The sequence below is a fragment of the Micromonospora sp. NPDC085948 genome, from assembly GCF_040686315.1.
Lineage (GTDB): Bacteria > Actinomycetota > Actinomycetes > Mycobacteriales > Micromonosporaceae > Micromonospora.
The window spans coordinates 244,121-265,869 of the sequence record NZ_JBFBJW010000008.1 but is presented as its reverse complement, the minus strand read 5'-3'; the positions used below and the strand labels follow the sequence as shown (position 1 = coordinate 265,869).

19 protein-coding genes, 1 tRNA gene and 1 pseudogene are annotated in these 21,749 nt (G+C 70.5%); 9 read left to right on the top strand and 12 right to left on the bottom strand.

Features of this window, described 5'->3' with window-relative positions:
* Nucleotides 1–10: 10 nt before the first annotated feature.
* A complete protein-coding gene (locus AB0O48_RS22165) occupies nt 11–679 on the bottom strand; it encodes a hypothetical protein (RefSeq protein ID WP_365067996.1) in 669 nt (222 codons plus the stop codon).
* Nucleotides 680–794: 115 nt separating this feature from the next.
* On the opposite strand from AB0O48_RS22165, the gene AB0O48_RS22160 reads away from it, so the two are divergent.
* On the top strand, nt 795–2,264 hold the full coding sequence (locus AB0O48_RS22160) for a hypothetical protein (protein ID WP_365067994.1): 1,470 nt from the start codon (nt 795–797) through the stop codon (nt 2,262–2,264).
* A 2-nt stretch (nt 2,265–2,266) separates the two neighbouring features.
* Here the strand turns inward: AB0O48_RS22160 and coaE are convergent, their stop codons facing one another.
* Both coaE and rpsA read right to left on the bottom strand, forming a co-directional pair.
* Nucleotides 2,267–3,448 carry a dephospho-CoA kinase gene (gene coaE / locus AB0O48_RS22155; protein ID WP_365067991.1) on the bottom strand — a complete coding sequence of 394 codons (1,182 nt, stop codon included), beginning with the start codon at nt 3,446–3,448 and terminating at the stop codon, nt 2,267–2,269.
* A 420-nt stretch (nt 3,449–3,868) separates the two neighbouring features.
* The gene (rpsA, locus tag AB0O48_RS22150; protein WP_357069728.1) at nt 3,869–5,380 is read right to left on the bottom strand and encodes a 30S ribosomal protein S1; all 1,512 of its coding nucleotides are present in this window, start codon (nt 5,378–5,380) and stop codon (nt 3,869–3,871) included.
* 470 nt (nt 5,381–5,850) lie between these two features.
* Between rpsA and AB0O48_RS22145 the strand changes: the two genes are divergently transcribed.
* The 4 genes and pseudogenes from AB0O48_RS22145 to AB0O48_RS22130 all read left to right on the top strand — a co-directional run.
* Nucleotides 5,851–6,657: a class I SAM-dependent methyltransferase gene (locus AB0O48_RS22145; protein ID WP_357379516.1), complete on the top strand. Its 807-nt coding sequence runs from the start codon at nt 5,851–5,853 to the stop codon at nt 6,655–6,657.
* A 56-nt stretch (nt 6,658–6,713) separates the two neighbouring features.
* A complete protein-coding gene (locus tag AB0O48_RS22140; protein WP_357571529.1) occupies nt 6,714–7,316 on the top strand; it encodes a Uma2 family endonuclease in 603 nt (200 codons plus the stop codon).
* Between the two features lie 52 nt (nt 7,317–7,368).
* The gene (locus tag AB0O48_RS22135) at nt 7,369–7,587 is read left to right on the top strand and encodes a DUF2945 domain-containing protein (RefSeq protein WP_357251280.1); all 219 of its coding nucleotides are present in this window, start codon (nt 7,369–7,371) and stop codon (nt 7,585–7,587) included.
* Nucleotides 7,574–7,921: pseudogene (locus AB0O48_RS22130) on the top strand (DUF3140 domain-containing protein); the annotation flags it as partial. The gene AB0O48_RS22135 and the pseudogene AB0O48_RS22130, both read left to right, overlap by 14 nt.
* Nucleotides 7,922–8,308: 387 nt before the next feature.
* Here AB0O48_RS22130 and polA read toward each other — a convergent pair.
* The 8 genes from polA to AB0O48_RS22090 form a co-directional block, all read right to left on the bottom strand.
* Nucleotides 8,309–11,008: a DNA polymerase I gene (gene polA, locus AB0O48_RS22125; RefSeq protein WP_365067985.1), complete on the bottom strand. Its 2,700-nt coding sequence runs from the start codon at nt 11,006–11,008 to the stop codon at nt 8,309–8,311.
* A 166-nt stretch (nt 11,009–11,174) separates the two neighbouring features.
* Nucleotides 11,175–11,885 carry an ABC transporter ATP-binding protein gene (locus AB0O48_RS22120; protein WP_357251275.1) on the bottom strand — a complete coding sequence of 237 codons (711 nt, stop codon included), beginning with the start codon at nt 11,883–11,885 and terminating at the stop codon, nt 11,175–11,177.
* Nucleotides 11,875–12,741 (bottom strand): ABC transporter ATP-binding protein, encoded by an 867-nt coding sequence (locus AB0O48_RS22115; protein ID WP_357251444.1) that lies wholly within the window; start codon nt 12,739–12,741, stop codon nt 11,875–11,877. Before AB0O48_RS22115 ends, AB0O48_RS22120 begins: the two co-directional genes overlap by 11 nt.
* Before the next feature lie 43 nt (nt 12,742–12,784).
* Nucleotides 12,785–13,975 carry a branched-chain amino acid ABC transporter permease gene (locus AB0O48_RS22110; RefSeq protein ID WP_357374450.1) on the bottom strand — a complete coding sequence of 397 codons (1,191 nt, stop codon included), beginning with the start codon at nt 13,973–13,975 and terminating at the stop codon, nt 12,785–12,787.
* Entirely contained in the window at nt 13,972–14,922 is a 951-nt protein-coding gene (locus tag AB0O48_RS22105; protein WP_357251269.1) for a branched-chain amino acid ABC transporter permease, read from the bottom strand. The genes AB0O48_RS22110 and AB0O48_RS22105 overlap by 4 nt, the downstream gene beginning before the upstream one ends.
* Nucleotides 14,923–15,031: 109 nt before the next feature.
* The gene (locus AB0O48_RS22100) at nt 15,032–16,198 is read right to left on the bottom strand and encodes a branched-chain amino acid ABC transporter substrate-binding protein (protein WP_357251266.1); all 1,167 of its coding nucleotides are present in this window, start codon (nt 16,196–16,198) and stop codon (nt 15,032–15,034) included.
* Nucleotides 16,199–16,407: 209 nt separating this feature from the next.
* The gene (locus AB0O48_RS22095) at nt 16,408–17,601 is read right to left on the bottom strand and encodes a hypothetical protein (RefSeq protein ID WP_357571528.1); all 1,194 of its coding nucleotides are present in this window, start codon (nt 17,599–17,601) and stop codon (nt 16,408–16,410) included.
* Between the two features lie 50 nt (nt 17,602–17,651).
* Complete coding sequence (locus AB0O48_RS22090; RefSeq protein WP_088991522.1) at nt 17,652–18,275, bottom strand: response regulator; 624 nt, start codon at nt 18,273–18,275, stop codon at nt 17,652–17,654.
* 105 nt (nt 18,276–18,380) lie between these two features.
* On the opposite strand from AB0O48_RS22090, the gene AB0O48_RS22085 reads away from it, so the two are divergent.
* The 3 genes from AB0O48_RS22085 (at nt 18,381) to AB0O48_RS22075 (ending at nt 19,982) form a co-directional block, all read left to right on the top strand.
* A tRNA-Leu gene (locus tag AB0O48_RS22085) sits at nt 18,381–18,457 on the top strand.
* Nucleotides 18,430–19,239 (top strand): transcriptional regulator, encoded by an 810-nt coding sequence (locus AB0O48_RS22080; protein ID WP_365067978.1) that lies wholly within the window; start codon nt 18,430–18,432, stop codon nt 19,237–19,239. The genes AB0O48_RS22085 and AB0O48_RS22080 overlap by 28 nt, the downstream gene beginning before the upstream one ends.
* 92 nt (nt 19,240–19,331) lie before the next feature.
* Complete coding sequence (locus AB0O48_RS22075) at nt 19,332–19,982, top strand: NAD-dependent epimerase/dehydratase family protein (protein ID WP_365067976.1); 651 nt, start codon at nt 19,332–19,334, stop codon at nt 19,980–19,982.
* Here the strand turns inward: AB0O48_RS22075 and AB0O48_RS22070 are convergent, their stop codons facing one another.
* Nucleotides 19,983–21,134 (bottom strand): aminotransferase class I/II-fold pyridoxal phosphate-dependent enzyme, encoded by a 1,152-nt coding sequence (locus AB0O48_RS22070; protein ID WP_365068035.1) that lies wholly within the window; start codon nt 21,132–21,134, stop codon nt 19,983–19,985.
* 111 nt (nt 21,135–21,245) lie between these two features.
* Here AB0O48_RS22070 and AB0O48_RS22065 point away from each other — a divergent pair, with 111 nt between their 5' ends.
* Nucleotides 21,246–21,725, top strand: a complete 480-nt coding sequence (locus tag AB0O48_RS22065; protein ID WP_124815755.1) for an Lrp/AsnC family transcriptional regulator — start codon at nt 21,246–21,248, stop codon at nt 21,723–21,725.
* The last annotated feature ends 24 nt before the right edge of the window (nt 21,726–21,749 follow it).

Genomic DNA, 21,749 nt, shown 5'->3' with positions numbered 1-21,749 from the left:
GTCACCGGGACTACCCTCTCCATGTAGGCCGCTCGCGGCGGCCGACCGGGCCGGTGGCCAAGCCGTCATCACGGCCGGCCGCCCCCGGCACTGCGGTCGCAGCACCCGGCTCGTCCGGCGTGCGCACCCGTGTGGTCGCGCTCGAGGCGCAGACCGGCCGCCGCGAGCGCCCCTGCTCGTCACCCCGGTGCCACTCCGCCCGTTTCACATCCGTGGACACCTCTGCGACCCCGCCGCCCGACACCACCCCCACGGCCGCCCCCCGACCGGACGGCACCGGCCGGCGGAACGCCTCCGCGGCGGGGACGCCCAGCACGTCGGCCGCCGGACGGCTCGGCACCGGGCGCCACCGCACCGACTCGGCTGACGCCACCGCTGCCCCCCGGTCCACCAAGAGCGGGTCGGCCACGAGCGGGTCGGCCACGAGCGGGTCGGCCACGAGCGGGTCGGCCACGAGCGGGTCGGCCACGAGCGGGGCGCTCGCGGGCGGGTCAACCGGGAGCAGGTCGCCCGGGAGCAGGTCGCCCGGGAGCGGCGCTACCGGCAGCGGGGCCACGGCCAGCCCACCCGTCACCGAGCGGCCGACCGACATTGACCGACCCACCACGGCCCGACCCACCACGGCCCGACCCACGACCCGACCCACGGCCCGACCCACCACCGACCGCCGAAGCGCCACCGGCCGAGACTCCGACCGGACCCCGACGACCACCCGGCCCGACGACACCACCGACTCAGCCGCCGACGCGACCGACACCGCCGGTCCGGGTGCGGCCAGCCACCGACGCCGTACCGTGCTGTTGCTGCTCGGTCTGACGGCGGTGACGTCCGCGACGGCGTTGGTACTCGGCTTGTTGAGCTGGGCGCCCGACCCACCCGAGCCGGCCCGACCGCTGACCCTCACCGAGGGCGAGCGGCTGGCCGCTCTGCGGGTCACCAACCTGCGGGATCTGCGCGCCGGGGTCCGCGTCACCGCGGGCGTCGACGCGACCCGGATCGAACTGGTGGGCTGGGTGGACTGGTCGCGGTCCCTGCTCTACCTGGACGTGGGCGGCCCCGGAGCGGGTGCCGAGCGCGGGCTGTTGCAGAGGGCCGGGTCGGTGCTGGTGATCCGGCCGGACCCGGCCGCGGTGCCCACCCCCGCCGCACCCCCGCTGGTGCCTCCGGCGGATCGGTGGCGGCTGCACCGCCTGACGCCCGGGGCGAGCCTGGTGCCGGTGCTCGACCTGCTCCTCGGCCTCGCGGCCGACCGCCCGGACGCGGACCCGGCGGCTGCGGGTAGCGCAGCCCGGTGGATCGCCCGGGACACCATGGCGGGCGGCCCGGTGGACCTCCTCCAAGCGCCGCTGCTCGCCAGGACACCGGCCGCAGGCAGCACCACGGCGGGCAGCACCGCCGCAGGCAGCACCACGGCAAGCAGCACCGCGGCACAGGTCCCGGGCACCGGGCCGACGGGCAGCGGGTCGGCGGGCGCCGAGCCGGACGGGCAGACCCGGTACTGGCTCGACCAGGACGCTCGGCTGCACAAGCTCGTCACCCGGTTGCCCGGCGTCGGCCCGGTCACGGTGACTCTGCACCGGGCGGACCGGCCGACCCTCCGCCCGGTGGACGCCCTCGGCGGCCGGCCGGGTCTGCCCCGCGCGCTGACCGACGCCGAACAGCGTCGACTGGACCGGCTGCCGGCCCGGCTACGCGCCCAGGGCGGTGCGGCGGTCACGCTCACCGCGCCGACGGGCACGGACACGAACCTGCGCGGCGCGGGCTGGTTGAGCTGGACCACGCGGACCGCGTACCTCTCGGTTGCCGACCTGGGCGTACCGGATCGTCGGACCCTGCTGCGACGCGACGCCGCCGGGCTGGCCCGGGCGGACCTGCCGGCGGCGGCCGGTGGTGGCGGCACGGCGGAGGCACCGGGCCGACCACCCCTGGCGCCCCCGGCCGGACCGTGGCGGGTCTCCCGATCCGTCGGGGACGACGTGGGCCGGCTCGTCGACGCGGCGGTGGCCGCCGGGTCGGTCGGGCCACGCGGTGCGGCCGTGCGGATACGCGAGGACGTCACCGCCGGCCGGACCGTGGACGTCGTCGAGGTGGGTCCGGCCGGCGCACGGCTGCGCTACTGGGTCGACCGTGACGGGTCGCTGCGGCGGTTGGAGCTGCACACCAGCGGCAACGCGTGGGCCCAACTGGATCTCCAACCGGCCGCGGTGCCCCGACTGGCCCCGGTGCCCCGACCCGCTGCGAAACCTCGGGCCGGCGCCCGCTGAGCTCAGGGCCGCCAGCCGGTCTGGGCGGCCCACTGGTCGGCCCGCAGGTACTCCTCGTCGAACCACGGGTCCCGGGCCGTGCCGGAGTCGCCGGCGGCGGGCGCCGCATCGACCAGGTCCCGCTTGAGTTGCAGGTACGCGGCGCGCTGATCCGGGTCGGCCCGCAGGTGGTCGCGCATCAGCAACGCGTACCGCCAGCCTGGCGACCCGTCCAGCCGCACGTGCAGGCGAACGGGACGAGCCGGGTCCGCGCTACCGTGCAGCCGCTTCTCCCACCGACCGCTGCCGGCCGGGCGCGGGTCGTCCCACCACTGCCCCGGCACCCGCGGGAACCCGGCGTTCGCCAGCCGGTCGGCCAGCGCTCCGTCGGCGTCGGCGAGGCTGGAGACGGCCACCTGCACGTCGATGACGTCCTGGGCGGCGAGGCCGGGCACCGCAGTCGAGCCGATGTGGTCGATCCGGAGGGCGTCCGAGCCCAGGGTGTGCCGAATCCGGGCGGCCAGCCGCGCGTACTGCTCCGGCCAACTCGCGTCGGTCCCCACCGGTTCGTCTTCGCCCGGCGGGACCACCCGCCGTTGACGCAGGTTGTCCTCGTAGGGCCGCAGCCGTTGCCGCCAGAGCGTGTCGACGGCGTCGTGCAACGCCGCCAGGCTTCCGTCGTTGCCGAGCACGACGTCGGCCGCCGCCCGGCGACGGGCGTCGTCGGTCTGGGCGGCGATCCGCCGCTCGGCCTCCGCGTGACTCATCCCCCGGTCGCGCACCAGCCGTTCCAGTCGGGTCGACACGGCCGTCTGCACCACGACCACCAGGTGGTACGTGGGCGCGAGACCCACCTCGACCAGGAGCGGCACGTCGTTGACGACGATCGCGTCGGGAGGTGCCGCGGCGGCCAGTTCGGCGGTACGGGCCCGAACCCGGGGGTGGGTGATCGACTCCAACCGCCGGCGGGCGGTCTCGTCGGCGAACACCACCGCGCCCAGTGCGGCACGGTCCAGCGCGCCATCGGCGTCGAGCACCGCGTCGGTGAAGGCGGCGACGATCTCGGCCAGCCCCTCGCTGCCCGGTGCGACGACCTCTCGGGCCACCCGGTCGGCGTCGATGAGCACCGCTCCCCGCTCGACGAGTCGCGCCGCCACCGCGCTCTTGCCCGACCCGATTCCGCCGGTCAACCCCACCCTCAGCACCCGACCAGTCAACCGGATCACCAGCCCTGCCGCCAAACCCACCACGATCGCGCCCGCGACCGACGCGGCCTCCGCCCCGACGCCCCGCGACCGACGCGGCCCCGCGCCCCGCGCCCCGCGCCCCCGCGCCCCCGCGCCCCGCGCCCCGCGCCCCGCGCCCCGCGCCCCGCGCCCCGCGCCCCGCGCAAGATCGTGCTCGATCCAGGTTGTAGTGGTGTCCTGGTTGTTCGAGGCCCCTGTATCCAGGATCGAGCACGATCTTGCGAGCCCTGCTCGTCGGGGAGATCCACATCATCGTCCGGCACCGCGACGACCCGGGCGACGAGGTCCGGTGGTCGCCTGGGAACGGCGAAGGCCCCGCCCCCGACGATCCGTGGATCGTGAGGGGCGGGGCCCGTCGTCGTTCAGTCGTTCAGCGGCTCACTTACCGCCGGCGAGCTTCTCCCGCAGTGCGGCGAGCGCCTCGTCGGTGGCCAGCGTGCCGGCCGGCTCCTCGGCCTGCCGGCTCGGGGCCGGGCTGGACGAAGAGGTGGTGCCACCGCCACCGGTGCCGCCAGCGGCCGGAACGACCGGAGTCGGGTTGGCGGCAGCCTCGGCGTCGGCGGCCCGAGAGGTCTGCACCTGCTTGGTGTGGGCCTCCCAGCGCTGACGAGCCTCGGCGTACTGGTTCTCCCAGGTCTCGCGCTGCTTGTCGTACCCCTCGAGCCACTCGCCCGTCTCCGGGTCGAAGCCCTCCGGGTAGATGTAGTTGCCCTCGGTGTCGTACGTCGCGGCCATGCCGTAGAGGGTCGGGTCGAAGTGCTCCTCGCCCTCGACGAAGCCCTCGTTGGCCTGCTTGAGCGACAGCGAGATCCGGCGGCGCTCCAGGTCGATGTCGATGACCTTGACCATGACCTCGGAGCCGACCTGGACGACCTGCTCCGGGATCTCCACGTGGCGCTCGGCCAGCTCGGAGATGTGGACCAGGCCCTCGATGCCGTCGTCCACCCGGACGAACGCACCGAACGGCACCAGCTTGGTGACCTTACCCGGCACGATCTGCTGGATCGCGTGGGTGCGGGCGAACTGCCGCCACGGGTCCTCCTGGGTCGCCTTCAGCGACAGCGAGACGCGCTCGCGGTCCAGGTCGACGTCCAGGACCTCGACCTCGACCTCCTGGCCCACCTCGACAACCTCGGACGGGTGGTCGATGTGCTTCCAGGACAGCTCGGAGACGTGCACCAGACCGTCGACGCCGCCAAGGTCGACGAAGGCGCCGAAGTTGACGATCGAGGACACGACGCCCTTGCGGACCTGGCCCTTCTGCAGCTTGTTGAGGAACTCGGTGCGCACCTCGGACTGCGTCTGCTCCAGCCAGGCCCGGCGGGACAGGACCACGTTGTTGCGGTTCTTGTCCAGCTCGATGATCTTGGCCTCGAGCTCACGCCCGACGTACGGCTGCAGGTCGCGCACACGACGCATCTCGACCAGGGACGCGGGCAGGAAGCCCCGCAGCCCGATGTCGAGGATGAGGCCGCCCTTGACCACCTCGATGACCGAACCGCGGACGACGCCGTCCTCGTCCTTGATCTTCTCGATCGTGCCCCAGGCCCGCTCGTACTGTGCCCGCTTCTTGGAGAGGATCAGACGACCCTCCTTGTCCTCCTTCTGGAGGACCAGGGCCTCGATGTGGTCGCCAACCGTCACAACTTCGGCGGGGTCCACGTCGTGCTTGATCGACAACTCCCGAGAGGGGATGACACCCTCGGTCTTGTAGCCGATGTCGAGCAGGACCTCGTCCCGATCGACCTTGACGACGGTGCCTTCGACAATGTCGCCGTCATTGAAGTACTTGATGGTCTCGTCGATCGCGGCGAGGAATGCCTCCTCGGAACCGAGATCGTCGTGGGTGACCCGGGTGGCGCTCGAGGGGGCCTCGATGCTGCTCGTCATGTGGGCGGTTGCTCCGGTCGGTGGGTTGTCACAGCAGGCTGGTGTCGCAGTGACCTGTTCGCGCCAGCGGATCCGCCGCCGGGCACACCGAACGATCGCCTAGTGAGATCATGATGTGGCTCCGACGACCGCGCACCTGCTCCCTGCCGAGGCAACGCGATCCGCGAGCGCATCGTCTAGCCTACCGTGCGCATTACCACAGCGTGCAAGCCCTCCCGGCTTCTCTCCGCGCGGTGACCTGCGAAAGACGAACAATCGCCCGGAAAAGACCCCTGCTGTCTCGTGCGTCACAGCAGCCTCAGGAGTCGCCTCGGCCCGCGCTTGATCGACTCGACCTCCGGGACGTCCCAACGGCCCGGACACCTCGAGCACACGGAAACCGAGTCGATCAAGGGCACCCACGTGAGGAGTAGCGCAGATCTTGGACGCGCCGCCGCGCCCAACGGGTGGGTGGGGCCTAGCGTGAGCGCGTGGATGACGACAGCCGGGTCACCCGGCGCCGGGTGGGTGACGCCGAGGCCCGGCGCGCCAACCGCGGCTGGTGGGACACCGACGCCGACGACTACCAGGCTGAGCACGGCGCGTTCCTCGGCGACGTGGACTTCGTCTGGTGCCCGGAGGGCCTGCGCGAGGCCGACGCCCGGCTGCTCGGGGACCTGCCCGGCCGACGGGTGCTGGAGGTCGGCTGCGGTGCGGCCGCCGCCGCCCGCTGGCTGGCCACCCAGGGTGCCCGGCCGGTCGCCTTCGACCTGTCCGCCGGCATGTTGCGGCACGCGGCCGAGGCCGCCGACCGCACCGGGGTACGCGTACCGCTGGTGCAGGCCGACGCACTCGCCCTGCCGTTCGCCGACCGGTCGTTCGACCTCGCCTGCACCGCCTTCGGCGCCATCCCGTTCGTGGACGACTCGGCGGCCCTGCACGCCGAGGTGCACCGGGTGCTGCGCCCCGGCGGGCGGTGGGTGTTCTCGGTGACCCACCCGATGCGGTGGATCTTCCTCGACGACCCTGGCGAGGGCGGACTGACCGCCGTGCACTCGTACTTCGACCGCTCCCCCTACGTCGAGCAGGACGAGTCCGGCGTCGCCACGTACGTCGAGCAGCACCGCACCCTCGGCGACCGGATCCGGGAGCTGGTCGGTGCCGGCTTCCGCCTGCTGGACCTGGTGGAGCCGGAATGGCCCGAGGGGCACGAGGGCCTCTGGGGGCAGTGGAGCCCGCTGCGCGGTCGACTCTTCCCCGGCACCGCCATCTTCGTCACCGAGAAGCCCGCGGAGTGAGCGCGTCGCACCCGCAGTCCGCCCTGCGTCGCATCGACCACCGGTAGGCTCGTCCCATGAGCGCCGAGCCCATCCCGACATCACCTGGCCCCTGGTGTCCGGACCCGATGCGGCAGCAGCGTGCCGACTACACGCTGGAGGACCTGCTCACCCTGCCGGACGATGCCCCCCGCGTCGAACTCGTCGACGGAGTAATCCAGGTGACACCCTCCCCCACCCTGGGCCATCAAGACATCTCGTTCCTCCTGCGCATGTGGCTGCACTCGCGTGTGCCAGCTGACCTCCGCATCGCTCAGGCCGTCGGAGTCGGGCTCAGTTTCAACGCCAGCCGACAACCGGACGTCCTGCTGTGCCGGGCCGAGGTGCCGTCCGGCCGGTCGCTGCTGCGTCCGGCGGACGTGGTCCTCGCCGTGGAGATCGTCTCGCCGGGGACGCGACGGATCGACCGATTCGCGAAGCCCGGCGAGTACGCCGCCGCCGGCATTCCCTTCTACTGGCGCATCGAGCAGGACCCGGTGCACGTCTACGCGTACCGGATCGGCGACCGGGTGGGTCCCGGCGGTGAGCGGCAGTACGAGCTGGTCGCCGACGGCGCCGACGTGATCGAGCTGGCCGAGCCGTTCGACATCAAGCTGCCGATCGCCGAGATCACCCCGTAGCGCGTCGCCGGAACGGCCGTTTCGCCGCGCCGGTGTCGGGTAGCCGAGGAGCATGGCCGAGCAGCGATTCCGCAGAGGCGACCAGGTTTCCTGGTCGGCCCACGGCAGCCGCGCGTACGGCGTGGTGCAGGACACGATCACCGAGCGGACGCGGATCAGTGGGCGGGCGGTGAACGCGGCCCCCGACGACCCGCAGTACCGGGTCCGCAGTGACGGCACGGGCCGCGACGTGGCCCACCGACCCGAGGCGCTGCGTCATGAGCAGAGCTGACGACCAGGGCCGGGACACCTATCGGGAGTTCACCGAGGCGGTGAACATGAAGCCCCGGGAGCTGTCCACGTGGCTGGAGACCGACGAGTCGAAGCAGGTGGGCTGGCACAAGGGCGGTCGCGCCGGTGGCGGCGAGTCCGTCGGACACGAATCCGGCCGGAAGATCATCAACCTGCTCCGCCGCAAACGGGGCGACCTGTCCGAGGGCGACTACAAGCACATGCGCAAGGTGGTCGGCTACGTACGCCGACACATGGCGCAGCGCCCCTCCGGCAACGTCCGCGACACCAAATGGCGCTGGTCCCTGATGAACTGGGGCCACGACCCGATGAAGTAGCCCGTGGGCCCGTCCCCACCACGGCACTCCGCGGCGAGATCCGCAACTTCGGCGAAGTTGCTGCCTCAGAACCCCTCGACCCAGCACTTTCCCCGAAGTTGCGCAGATCTTGCTACGAGGCGCACCGCGCCAGCGCCGACAGCCGGTGCCCCGGCGAGGGTGGCGGCACGGGCGGACACAGGCGAGCGGAAACGGATGGGCAGCACGGGTGGGCGGCACGGGTGGGCTCGCTTGATCTGGCCAGCGCCCACCATGCCAATGGCCGGGACCAGGATGACCCGGTCAGGGGTTCCGGGGCAGCCCGACCCACGCAGGGATCAAGCCTGACCGCCCGGAGTGGGTCGGGCTGCCCCGGAACCCCCACACCGCAACCAACACACAAGGTCAGTGATCAGCGCTGTTCCAGTCGCGGCCCTCGCCGACCGACACCTCCAACGGCACCGACAGCGGGTACGCCCCGCCCATCTCGTGCCGGACCAACGCCTCCAACGCCTCCCGCTCGCCGGGGGCGACCTCGAAGACCAGCTCGTCGTGCACCTGCAACAGCATCCGCGAGCGCAGCCCGGCATCGCCGAGCGCGGTGTCGACGTGCAGCATCGCCACCTTGATGATGTCGGCCGCGGAGCCCTGGATCGGGGCGTTGAGCGCCATCCGCTCGGCGATGTCCCGGCGCTGCCGGTTGTCGCTGACCAGGTCGGGGAGGTAGCGGCGGCGACCGAGGATGGTGGAGGTGTAGCCGTCCTGGCGGGCCCGGGCGACCACCTGGTGCAGGTAGTCGCGCACCCCGCCGAAGCCGGCGAAGTAGTTTTCCATCAGCCCACGTGCTTCCTCGGTGTTGATCCCGAGTTGCTGGGACAGGCCGAAGGCGCTCAACCCGTACGCCAGGCCGTAGTTCATGGCCTTGATCTTGCGGCGCTGGTCGGGGGTGACCTCGTCGAGCGGCACCCCGAAGACCGACGAGGCGGTGGCGGCGTGGAAGTCGGCGCCGGAGTTGAACGCCTCGATCAACGCGTCGTCCGAGCTGAGGTGCGCCATGATGCGCATCTCGATCTGGCTGTAGTCGGCGGTGAGCAGGCACTCGTAGCCCTCACCCACCACGAAGGCCCGACGGATGCGCCGGCCCTCCTCGGTGCGGATGGGGATGTTCTGCAGGTTGGGCTCGGTGGAGGAGAGCCGACCCGTGGCCGCGACCGTCTGGTTGAAGGTGGTGTGGATCCGGCCGTCGTCGGAGACCGACTTGAGCAGGCCGTCGACTGTCGACTTGAGCTTCGCCACGTCCCGGTGGCGCAGCAGGTGGGCCAGCACCGGGTGCGGCTGCTGCGCGTAGAGCCACTGCAGGGCGTCGGCGTCGGTGGTGTAGCCCGTCTTGATCTTCTTGGTCTTCGGCAGGCCCAGCTCGGTGAAGAGGATCTCCTGCAACTGCTTGGGTGAGCCGAGGTTGAACTCCCGACCCACCGCCTCGTACGCACCCTGCGCGGCGGTCTTGACCTCACCGGCGAAGTGCGCCTCCAACTCGTGGAGATAGTCGTTGTCGGCGGCGATGCCGGTGCTCTCCATGGTGGCCAGGACCCGCATCAGCGGCAGCTCCACCCCGGCCATCAGCCGGGCCGACTGCTCGCCGTCGCGGGACAACTCGGCGTCGATCGCGTCGGCCAGGTCGAGGGTCGCGCGGGCCTGGAGCATCAGGTTCTGCTCGACGACGCCTTCGTCGCCGAGCCCGTCGAGGGTGAGCTGACCGGACTCCGGGACGTCCACCCGCAGCTCGCGGTGCAGGTAGCGCAGCGCCAGGTCGGTGAGGTCGTAGGAACGCTGGTCGGGGCGGGCCAGGTACGCGGCGATCTGGGTGTCGCGGACGATGCCGGCGAGCTGCCAGCCGTGTGCGGCGCTGGCCAACACGGCCGGCTTGCTGTCGTGCAGCACCTTGGGTCGTTGCGCGTCGGCCAACCAGGCGGCCAGGGCGCCCTCGTCGGTGGCGTCGAGCCCGGTGGGGTCGACCCAGGCCGCCGCGCCGCCGGCGGTGGCCAGCGCGAGACCGGTGATCGAGGCGGTGTGTCGACGGTTAGGGCCGGTGTCGAGCTTGACCGCCAACCCGACCGGGGTGCCGGCCGGGACGTGCGTGCTGAGCCAGCCGGCCAGCGCGCCGGGCTCGGTGAGCACCTCGCCGGTGAGGTCGAAGCCGGACTCGGCCTCCGGCTCGACCGACTCCAGGTACTGGTAGAGACGGTCGCGCAGGATGCGGAACTCCAGCGTGTCGAAGACCTGGTGCACCGCCTCCCGGTCCCAACCGGTCCACCTGGCGTCCTCCGGGCGCAGTGGCAGCTCCAGGTCGGAGACCAGGCAGTTGATCTCGTAGTTGCGGATCACGTCGGCGAGCCGCTCCCGCAGGCTGTCGCCGGCCTTGCCCTTGATCTCGTCGGCGCGGGCGATGACGCCCTCCACGCCGCCGTACGTGGTGATCCACTTGGCGGCGGTCTTCGGGCCGACACCCGGGATGCCGGGCAGGTTGTCGCTGGTCTCGCCGACCAGCGCGGCGAGGTCCCGGTACTGCTGTGGCGGAACGCCGTACTTCGCCTCGATCGCCGCCGGGTCCATCCGGGCCAGGTCGGAGACGCCCTTACGCGGGTAGAGGACGGTGATCTGGTCGTCGACCAGCTGGAACGCGTCGCGGTCGCCGCTGCTGATCAGCACCGTCATGCCCTGGTCACGCGCCTGGCAGGCCAGGGTGGCGATGACGTCGTCGGCCTCGAAGCCCTCCTTCTCCACCACCGGGATCTGGAGCGCCGCCAGGACCTCCTTGACCAGGCTGACCTGGCCCTTGAAGTCGGTCGGGGTCTCGCTGCGGCCGGCCTTGTACTCCGCGTACTTGTCGGTGCGGAAGGAGCGGCGGGAGACGTCGAAGGCCACGACGATGTGGGTGGGCTGCTCGTCGCGCAGCACGTTGATCAGCATCGAGGTGAAGCCGTACACCGCGTTGGTCGGCTGACCCGTCGTGGTGGAGAAGTTTTCCACAGGCAGGGCAAAGAACGCCCGGTATGCCATGGAATGTCCGTCGACGAGAAGCAGGCGCGGTGTCGTAGCTGTCACGGCAGCGACTCTAGCCCGTCCTACCGACAACCCTGGCCGGCGGCACCACGCGCGCCGACGACAAAACGCACAGCCCGCCGCGCGACGCCGACGTCAGAACGGACGCCCGCCGCGACGGCGACGGCCGGCCACCCCGCACGGGATGACCGGCCACCACACAGGTCACTCAGGCGACGCCGAGGTACGCCTCCTTGACCGCCGGGTCGTGCAGGAGCTGCTCGCCGGTGCCCTCCTTGACGATCCGGCCAGTCTCCAGCACGTACCCCCGGTGGGCCCGGGAGAGCGCCTGCTGGGCGTTCTGCTCGACCAGCAGGATGGTGGTGCCCTGCTCGTTGATCCGCGTGATGATCTCGAAGATCTGCTGGATCAACTTGGGCGCCAGCCCCATCGACGGCTCGTCCAGCAGCAGCAGCTTCGGACGGGTCATCAGTGCCCGACCCACCGCCAGCATCTGCTGCTCACCGCCGGAGAGCGTGCCACCGGCCTGCTTCCGGCGCTCGTGCAGCCGGGGGAACAGGTCGAAGACCATGGACAGGTCCTTGGTGATCTCGGCCTTGTCCCGACGGGTGTAGGCCCCCATCTCCAGGTTCTCCAGCACGGTCATGCCGGGGAACACACCACGTCCCTCCGGTGACTGCCCGATGCCCCGGATCACCCGGAGGTCGGCGCGGAGCCGGCTGACGTCGTTGCCCTCGAACTTGATGCTGCCGCCGGAGATGGCGTGCAGCCCCGAGATCGCCTTCATGGTCGTGGTCTTGCCGGCGCCGTTCGCGCCGATGAGCGCCACGATCTCGCCCTGGTCCACGTGCAGGCTGATGCCGTGCAGCGCCTCGATCCGACCGTAGAGCAGCTTCAGGTTGTCGATCTCAAGCAGCATCCTCGACACCTCCCAGGTAGGCCGCGATCACCTTGGGATCGTCGCGCACCTCGGCCGGCGACCCCTCGGCGATCTTCTGCCCGAACTCCAGCACCACCAACCGGTCCACCACGCCCATGACCAGGCGCATGTCGTGCTCGATCAGCAGGACGGTGACCCCCGAGTCGCGGATCTTGCGGATCAGCTGCAGCAGGGCCACCTTCTCGGCGGGGTTGAAGCCGGCGGCCGGCTCGTCGAGGCAGAGCAGGGTGGGATCGGTGGCCAGGGCCCGAGCGATCTCCAGTCGACGCTGGTCCCCGTACGACAGGTTGCGGGCCAGGTCGCCGGCGCGGCCCTGGATGCCGACGAACTCCAGCAGCTCGCGGGCCTTCGCCTTGCCCTGTCGCTCCTCCCGCCAGTGCCGCGGCAACCGCAGCAGGGCGCTCGGGACGCTGGTCTTGTGGTTGGCGTCCGCGCCGACCTGCACGTTTTCCAGTGCCGTCATCTCCGGGAAGAGCCGGATGTTCTGGAAGGTACGTGCGATGCCCATCTTGGTGATCTGGAACCGCTTACGGCCGCTGACCTTCTCGCCCCGGAACCGGATCTGCCCGGTCGTCGGGGCGTAGACGCCCGTCATCGCGTTGAAGCAGGTGGTCTTGCCCGCGCCGTTCGGGCCGATCAGCCCGAGGATCTCCCCCTCGTAGAGGGTGAAGTTGACGTCGTTGAGGGCCACCACGCCGCCGAACCGCAGCGTGACGTGGTCGACCTCCAGCAGCGGCTTACGACCATTGGTCGGGGTCGGCTCGCTGACCACCTCGTCCGGTGTGGACGAGGTCTCCGGCGGGGTACCCACCGTCGTCCGGGCATCGATCGCCATGTCCCGCTCGCTGGTGGCGTCGCGCTCGCTACCCATCCGTGGCTCACTCAACGACAGCCACCTCCTTCTGCCGGTCCTTGAGCTCGGCGGCGCGCCGCCGGTTCGGCCAGAGACCCTGCGGTCGGAAGATCATCACGATGATCAGCAGGATCCCGAAGATGAAGTAGCGCAACGACGTCGGGCTCACGTCGAAGTCGTTACCGAAGACGGTAGCCGTCTCCGGCAGGCCGAAGACATCACCCACCGACCGCAGCCACTCCGGAATGTAGATGACCAGGAAGCCACCGAGGATCGCACCGCCGATGCTGCCCGCGCCACCGAGCAGCACCGCCGCCAACACCAGAATCGAGTTCTCCAACGAGAACGTCGAGGAGTTGACGAAGTTGGCCTGGCCGGCCCACAGCGTGCCGGACAACCCGCCGACCGCCGCGCCGATGGCGAACGCCCACAGCTTGAACCGGAAGGTCGGCACGCCCATCAGCTCGGCCGCGTCCTCGTCCTCACGGATCGCGACCCAGGCCCGACCCACCCGGCTGTTGGCCAGGTTACGGATCAGGAAGACGACACCGATGATCACGGTGAGCAGCAGCCAGTAGTACGGCTTGAACTCGAACTGGAAGATGGCGGTACCGTCCGGGTTCTTGCCCGGCGGGTGAGCCACCTGCGGGATTCCCCGGTCACCGTTGAAGATCCAGTCCTGGTTCTTGGCGATGATCCGGATCATCTCCGCGAAACCGAGCGTCACGATCGCCAGGTAGTCACCACGCAGCCGCAGCGTCGGAGCGCCCAGCAGCACACCGGACAGGAACGCCAGGGAGACCGCGATCGGCACCGTGACCAGCCAGGGCCACGGGCTCTCCAGCCAGTTGTACTCGGTGATCAGCTTGCTCTCCGGCGACGTCAACAACGCCACCGTGTACGCGCCGACGGCGAAGAAGCCGAAGAAGCCCAGGTCCAGCAGGCCCGCGTACCCGACCACCACGTTGAGACCGAGCGACAGCAGCACGATCCACGCGCAGTAGAACAGCACCGCCGCCATGTCGTTGCGCGTCGTGTAGAGCGGGATCCACAGACCCGGAATGTTCAGGTACTCGTAGAACCACTTGTTCGGCAGGACGTAGAGGAAGGCGACGAAGGCCAGCAACCCGGTGATCCGGGCGGACTTCGGCAGGCCGTCGACCCGCCGACCGAAGGCACTCGATGCGGAGTGCCAACGCTCTCGCAGAGCGGTCATGCCCGCGCCCTCCCCAACGACTCGCCCAGCAGACCGGTCGGCCGGAACATGAGCAGGACGATCAACACCACGAACGCGATGAGATCCCGCCACTGCGAGCCGAACAGCGCCGACCCGTAGTTCTCGACCAGACCCAGCAGAATGCCGCCGATCGCCGCGCCCCGCAGGTTGCCGATACCGCCCAGCACCGCGGCGGAGAACGCCTTGAGGCCGAGCAGGAAGCCGATGTTGTACCGGGTGTTTCCGCTCTTCATGTCACTGAAGACAGCGGCCACACCGGCCATCAGACCACCCAGCACGAAGACCAGTGCGATCACGCGGCTCTTGTTGACACCCATCAGCGCGGCGGTGTTCGCGTCCTGCGCGACCGCGCGGATGCCCTTGCCGAAACGGGTGCGGTTAACGAACCAGTCCAGCCCGACCATCATCAGGATGGCCACGCTCAGCGTCAGCATCTGCACCGGCGTGACGCTCCAGCCACCGATGCTGAACAGCGTGTCGGAGGGCAGCAGAGCCGGCGAGCCGACCTGGCGGCGCTGGGTCAGCGTGCCCATCAACTCCATCAGCGCGTACGACGCGCCGATGGCCGTGATCAGGAAGGCCAGTGGTGGCGCGTTGCGCCGCCGTAGCGGACGGTATGCGGTAACCTCGATCAGTAGTGCGACGCTGCCGGACAGCAACGCCGCCGCCACGATCGCGAGTGCGATGAGGAGCAGCGCCTTACCCACCGACGGAGCGCCGCTGTTGCTATCAAGCCCGAAGGCCGCCCAGGTCCAGATGGCACCGAACGTGCCGATCATGAAGACCTCGGAGTGCGCGAAGTTGATCAGGCGAAGTACGCCGTAGACGAGGGTGTAGCCAAGGGCGATGAGCGCGTAGATCGCTCCTTGCACCAACCCGGTTGTGGTCAGTTCCGGGAAGCCCCGGACGAGTTCTGCAAAGTCCACCGATGCTCCGAAGGGTGTTGCGCTGAGTCGACGCGGCCGGGGTTACACACCCCGGCCGCCTCGAAACAGCTCTGTTCGTCACGCCCTCAACCTGTGACCCCCAACGGGATCAGGCCTTCGGGACCTCCACGTCAGGAGCCCACGCACCGGCCTTCGCCTTGAAGGCCCACACCTTGACCTGCGCCGGGTCCAGCTCGCCGGTCGGCTCCCACTTGTAGGTCACGCCAGAGGCGGAACCGGCCTTGTTGTAGGTGGAGAGGAAGGCCTGGATGTCGGCGCGGGTGGTCTTGCCGCCCTTGATCGCCTCGAGGTAGATGTTGGCCAGGTCGAACGACACGTCCGCGTACACACCCGGGTCCACGTTGTACTTGGCCTTGAAGTCGGTCACGAAGGTGCCCTTGGCCGCGGTGGCGGGGCCACACGGGCAGGTCGCGATGGTGCCCTCGACGTCCTTCTGCCCGGTCACCGACAGCATGTTGGCGTCGTTGATGCCGTCGCCGCCGATGAACGTGCCGGTCCAGCCCGCAGCCCGCAGCTGCTTCAGGAACGGCGCCGCCTCCTCGGTGTAACCCGCGTAGAACAGCACCGTCGCGCCGCTGGTCTTCACCTTGGAGATCTGCGCACCGAACTCCTGCGCGTTGTCGACGACCTTGTCGGTGCCGATGATCAGCGAACCGAGGCCCTTCTTGGCCTCGTCAGCCAGACCCGCGCCGTACGCCGACTGGTCGTCGATGACGAAGGCCTTCTGGGCCTTCAGCACGTTCTTGATGTAGCTGGCGATCGCCGGACCCTGGGAGAAGTCGTTACCCACACCGCGGTGGAAGACCTTCCAGCCCTTCTCCGAGAGGCTCGGCCGCGTGGCCGACGGGCTGATGACGGCGAGACCCGCGGTGTCGAAGATCGGCAGCGCGACCTCGCTCTCACCGGAGAACGCCGGTCCGACCATCGCCACGATCTTCGTGTCGGCCGCCGCGCTGGTCGCGAGGCCACCGGCCAGGTCGGCCTTGCCCTGCGAGTCGAACGCCTGAACGGTGACCTTGCAGTCCGCGTTCTCCGCGTTGTACTTCTCCACGGCCAGGTCGGCACCCTGCTTCATCGGGGTGACCAGGCCGGCGTCGGCGCCGGAGAGCGCGCCGAAGAAACCGATCTTGAGGTCGCACGCCTTGTTGGCGGAACCTTCCGACGTGCCCTCGTCCTTCTTACATGCGCTGGCGCCGCCGGCAACAAGCGCCAAGATGGCGACGCTGCCGAGGACGCGCACGAAGTTTTGCCTCAAGGCTGGAACCCCTCCTCCGTCCAGAAGCCCGCCGGCACCTGGCAGAACGCCAAGGCGACAACGGACCGGACCGTTCACCCGGTCTGGGGCGGGACGTTATCCCACAAGCACTACTCACCGTAAGGTGTCGTAGGCGGCATTGACTCAACCGTTACCAGAGAGGGGGAACCTCGCGTTTAGATGTCACATCGGCGGATGTCGACAACCCGTCAGACGTGCCCGGAAGGCGCGAACCACACCTTCGCCGCCACCCCGTCATCGACGGTGACCACCATCCGACCGTCCTGCGTCGCAACCGCCCCCGATGTGTCCCCACCAGCGGAGACCTCCACCGGCAGCGCCACCGGCACCCACGACGCGCCATCCGCGGCCGACCGCCACAGCCGATGTCCGTCGGCCGCCACCGTCATCGCCAGCAACACGTCACCACCGCCGGCGGCCGCCTCCACCCCCGCCACCGCCCCGGTTCCCGTCGCCCCGAATCCGGCGACCGCCCGCCACTCGCCCGCACCCGTCGCCGTCCCCGGCGACCCGGCGCCGGGCACGAACGCCCACGCCTGGAACCCGCTGCCCCGCACTCCCAGGGCGTGCACGACGGCACCGACCCGGACGAGACGCTGCACGATCTCGTCCGCGTTCGTCGCTGGCAACGCCAGCCGCGTCCACGTCCGGCCCTCCCCCGACCAGACGAACGGATCACGGTCGGCCCGGTCCGCCGGCCGGCCGGCGCCACCGACCAACCAACCGTCGGGTACCGCGAGCGCATCCGTGGCGATCGTCGTCAGCCTCGAATCACTTGCCAACCCGGGAGCGTCGTCGACCAACGCGAAGCCGGCCGCGTCCGGGGAACGCCACACCGCCGCGCCGCCCGTCCGGGCACCCGCGATCAGCCACCCGCCGGCGCCGCCCGCGATGCGGCTGACGCTGACCGCGTCCGGTCCGCCGTACAGCTCGAACTCCGCCGGCACCTCGGTCAGACCGCCGTCGGCGTCCTGCCGCCACGTCCGCACCCGTGGATTGCCGTGCGCACCACCCGAGCGGGCCCCGACGACGGCGATCCGGCCCTCGTGACAGCCGACGGCATAGAGGATCGCGCGCTCGCCGTAGTAACTGATCGGCCGCGACGGCAGCGGCACCCAACCTCGGCCGTCCGCGCTGCGCCAGGCCGCCGGCCGGGTTCCGCCGTCCGCGGCACCCACCGCGCCGACCGCGTACCACTGACCAGCGCAGGCGGTCACATCGCGCACGATGAGCCGACCGGGGGAACCCGGGGGCACCGGCAGATCCGCCTTCTCCCACCGTGGGCGGACCGGTTCGGGTGGGCGCTCGTCCTCGGTGGCCCGGCAGCCGGCGAGCAGCGCGACGGCAACCACGAACATCGCGATCGCACGCCGGACCGACACGCAGGTGATGCTATCGATCCGATCGCCCGCCGCCGAGCCCCTGACAACGATCAGACGGTCGGCTGCTGCGACACCTCGCCGCCGGCGGTCTCCGCGAGGATCCGCTCGGCGACCTCCTTCATGGTCATCCGGTGGTCCATCGCCGTGCGCTGGATCCACTTGAACGCCTGCGGCTCGGTCATCCCGTACGTGGTCATCAACGCGCCCTTGGCGCGCTCCACCGCCTTGCGGATCTCCAGGCGGTCGGTCAGGCTCGCGACCTCCGCCTCCAGGGCCGCGACCTCGGAGTAGCGCGACAGCGCGATCTCCACCGCCGGGACCAGGTCGCTCTTCTGGAAGGGCTTCACGAGGTACGCCATCGCGCCCGCCGCCCGCGCCCGCTCGACCAGGTCACGCTGGCTGAACGCGGTCAGGATGATCACCGGGGCGATCCGGGCTCCGGCGATCCGCTCGGCGGCGGCCAGCCCATCCATGATCGGCATCTTGATGTCGAGGATGACCAGATCCGGCTTCAGCTCCTCGGCGAGGCGGACGGCTGTCTCACCGTCCCCGGCCTCCCCCACCACCTCGTAACCCTCTTCGACGAGCATCTCGGCGAGGTCCAGCCGGATCAGCGCCTCGTCCTCGGCGATCAACACGCGCCTGCGCTCGGCATCCGTCGGCATCTCAGCCACCAGCCCTACCCCCACCAGTCATGAGCCGACACCAACCCGACCGGGTGTCGCCGCCCTCAGCGTAGTAGGTAACCTATGGGAGGCCACCAGAGCATTCGGCCAAGCGTCCCCGTATTCCAACCGGCAGAGAAGCGGAGCTCAAACCTCCGACAGTGTGGGTTCGAATCCCACCGGGGGCACCAAAGGTGTCGTACGGCTGTTCAAAAATCGTCATGTGCATCCACCTGAACTACGCATTCGTGCGCGGCAGCAGCACCTCGCCGGCAGTACGGTCGCCGAGGTTGCCAGACGTCTGAGACTTCCGTACCCGACGGTCAGGGGCTGGTGCAAGCACCAGGTCGAGCCGAGAAGGTCCAGCAGCGAGCTTCGTTGCTTTCGCTGCCGGCCGGAGGTCAAGAATCAGACAGATCCGTCTGCATACCTCTACCTGCTCGGTCTCTACCTGGGCGACGGGCATCTCGTCACCTCCGCACGGGTACCGGTGCTGCGCATCGCTTGTAGCAGCAGTTGGCCGGGCTTGATCGAGGCGTGCGATGTCAGCATGCGGCAGGTGCTCGCGGCGAAGGTCCAGCGCGTCCAACAGCCTGGTTGCGTCAGCGTGCAGCGCTCCGGCAAGCACTGGCCATGCCTGCTTCCGCAGCATGGTCCCGGCAAGAAACACGAACGTCGAATCATTCTCGCCGATTGGCAACGGGACATCGTCGCGACGCATCCGGGTGACTTCCTGCGTGGGTTGTTCCACTCCGACGGCTGCCGGTTCGCCAACCGGGTGACCGTGCGCGGCAAGTCCTACGTCTACCCGCGCTACATGTTCGTCAACGAGTCGGCCGACATCATGGCGCTGTGCCAGTGGAGCCTCGACCTGCTGGGCATCGCCTGGCGGATGAACCGACCCAACTCGCTGTCGGTGGCGCGGCGCGGCGCGGTCGCCGCCCTGGACCGGCACGTCGGCCCGAAGTACTGACCGCTACCCGCGCGGATCACCCCGATCGTGGAAGCCTGGCAGACGCGCGGGCGGATGGCCGGTGGCGGGTTCGACGACAGGGGTGGGAACTGATGCGGGTGGTCATCTTCGGCGCGACCGGCATGGTGGGCCAGGGAGTGCTGCGGGAGTGCCTGCTCGCCGACGACGTGCGGGAGGTGGTGACGATCGGCCGGCGGCCGACCGGCCGGCAGGATCCGAAGCTGCGGGAGCTGACGGTCGCCGACGTCGGCGAGTTGGACCCGCTGCGCGCCGAGTTGACCGGCGTGGATGCCTGTTTCTACTGCCTGGGGGTGTCCTCGCTGGGCCTGGACGAGACGGCGTACACGCGGGTCAGCTACGACTACCCACTCGCGGCGGCGCGGCTGTTGGCGGAGGTGAGCCCGCAGGCCACGTTCGTCTACGTCTCGGGACAGGGGACCGATTCCTCGGGTCGGGGCCGGGTGATGTGGGCGCGGGTCAAGGGTCGCGCCGAGAACGCGATCATCGACCTGCTGCCCAACGGCTACGCGGCAAGACCGGGTTTCATCCAGCCGACGTACGGGGCGGTGTCGAAGACGCGCTGGTACCGGGTGCTCTATGCGGCGACCAGTCCGCTGGTCCCGGTGCTGCGCCGACTTTTCCCCAACCAGGTCACCACCACGGACGGGATCGGTCGGGCGATGCTGCGGGTGGCCCGGGAGGGCTCGCCAACGCGCGTGCTGGGTAACCGCGAACTGCGCTGATCAGGCGATCGTTTCGAGGGCCTGGGCGAGGTCGGCGCGGAGGTCTTCGGGGTCTTCCAGGCCGACGGAGAGACGTAGGAGGCCGGCCGCGGGTTTCGCGTCGCCGTCCACCGGGCGGTGGGTGAGCGAGGCGGGGTGCTGGATGAGGGTGTCGACGCCGCCGAGGGACACCGCGTGCGTGATGAGGTGGCAGGCGCCGGCGACGGCGGCCGCGGCGGGTGCGCCGCCGCGTACCTCGAAGGCGAGCAGGCTGCCGGGTCCGGCCATCTGGCGACCGACCAGCGCCGCCGGGTCGTGCGCCGAGGGGTGGTGCACCCGGTGTACGGCGGGGTGGCCGGCGAGCCAGCCGGCGAGCTTCTCGGCGCTGGCCTGCTGGGCGCGCACGCGCAGCGGCAGGGTCTGCAGGCCGCGGTGCAGCAGGTAGCCGCCGAGCGGGTGCAGGATCGCGCCGGTGACCGCGCGGACCTGACGTAGTCGCGCGGCCCAGTCGGCGTCGCAGGCGACGATGCCGGCGAGGACGTCGCCGTGTCCACCGATGCTCTTGGTGGCGCTGTGCAGGACGAGGGTGGCGCCGTGCCGGGCGGGTTGTTGCAGGACGGGGGTGGCGACGGTGTTGTCGACGAGCAGCGGGACGTCGCCGGCCGCGGCGGCGAGGGCGGCGATGTCGACCAGGTCGAGGGTGGGATTGGCGGGCGTCTCGGCGATGACCAGCGCGGTGTCGGGGCGGATGGCGGCGGCGACCTCGTCGGGGCGGGCCCAGGTGACGGTGGTGCCGAGCAGGCCGGTGGCGAGGACGTGGTCCGTTCCGCCGTAGAGGGGCCGGACGGCGACGACGTGCCGGCGGTCGTCGCGGGCGGCGGCAAGCAGGGTGGCGGTGAGGGCCGCCATGCCGCTGGCGAAGGCGACGGCCTGCGCGGTGCCTTCCAGCTCGGCGAGGGCGGTTTCGAAGCGGGCGACGGTGGGGTTCCAGAGCCGCTGGTAGACGGCGCCGCCGGCGCTGGGGAGGGTGCCGCCGGTGGCGAGTTGTTCGTACGCGGCGCCGCCGTCGTCGACCGAGGGCAGTGGGTTGGTGGTGGACAGGTCGATGGGCGGCACGTGCACGCCGAGGGCGCGGAGGTCGTCACGACCGGCGTGTACGGCCCGGGTGTCCATCGCTGTCATGCCGGGTAGCGTCGAACATCTCCTGCTTGGGAAGCAATGGTTCGGCAGATGATTCTGTCCAGGGCATTGGTTTCGACGGAGGATTCGGGTGAGGATGGCCGGATGTCTCCTGAGCCGAACGATGTGCGGCCGTATCCGGCCCTGGACGAGGTGGACCGCGCGATCCTGACCGAGCTGGCGGCGGACGGCCGGCTGCCGAACAACGCCCTCGCCGAGCGGGTGGGGGTGGCGCCGTCGACGTGTCTGACCCGTACCCGGGCGCTGCGCGAGCGGGGCGCGATCCGCGGCTTCCACGCCGAGGTGGACCCGGCCGCGCTCGGGCTGCCGTTGCAGGCGCTGGTGTCGGTACGGCTGACCGCGCACGAGCGGGCGGCGGTGGATGCCTTCCGGGCCCGATCGGTGCGGCTGCCCGGAGTGGTCTCGGTGTTCCACGTGGCCGGTGCGGAGGACTACGTGCTGCACGTGCGGGCGGCGTCCGGTGACGCGCTGCGCGACTTCGTGCTGGACCACCTCGCGGTCGATCCGGTGGTGCAGCACACCCAGACCAGTCTGATCTTCGAGCAGGCGCGCGGGATGGGCTGAGCAGCGGGTGAGCTGGCCGACGAA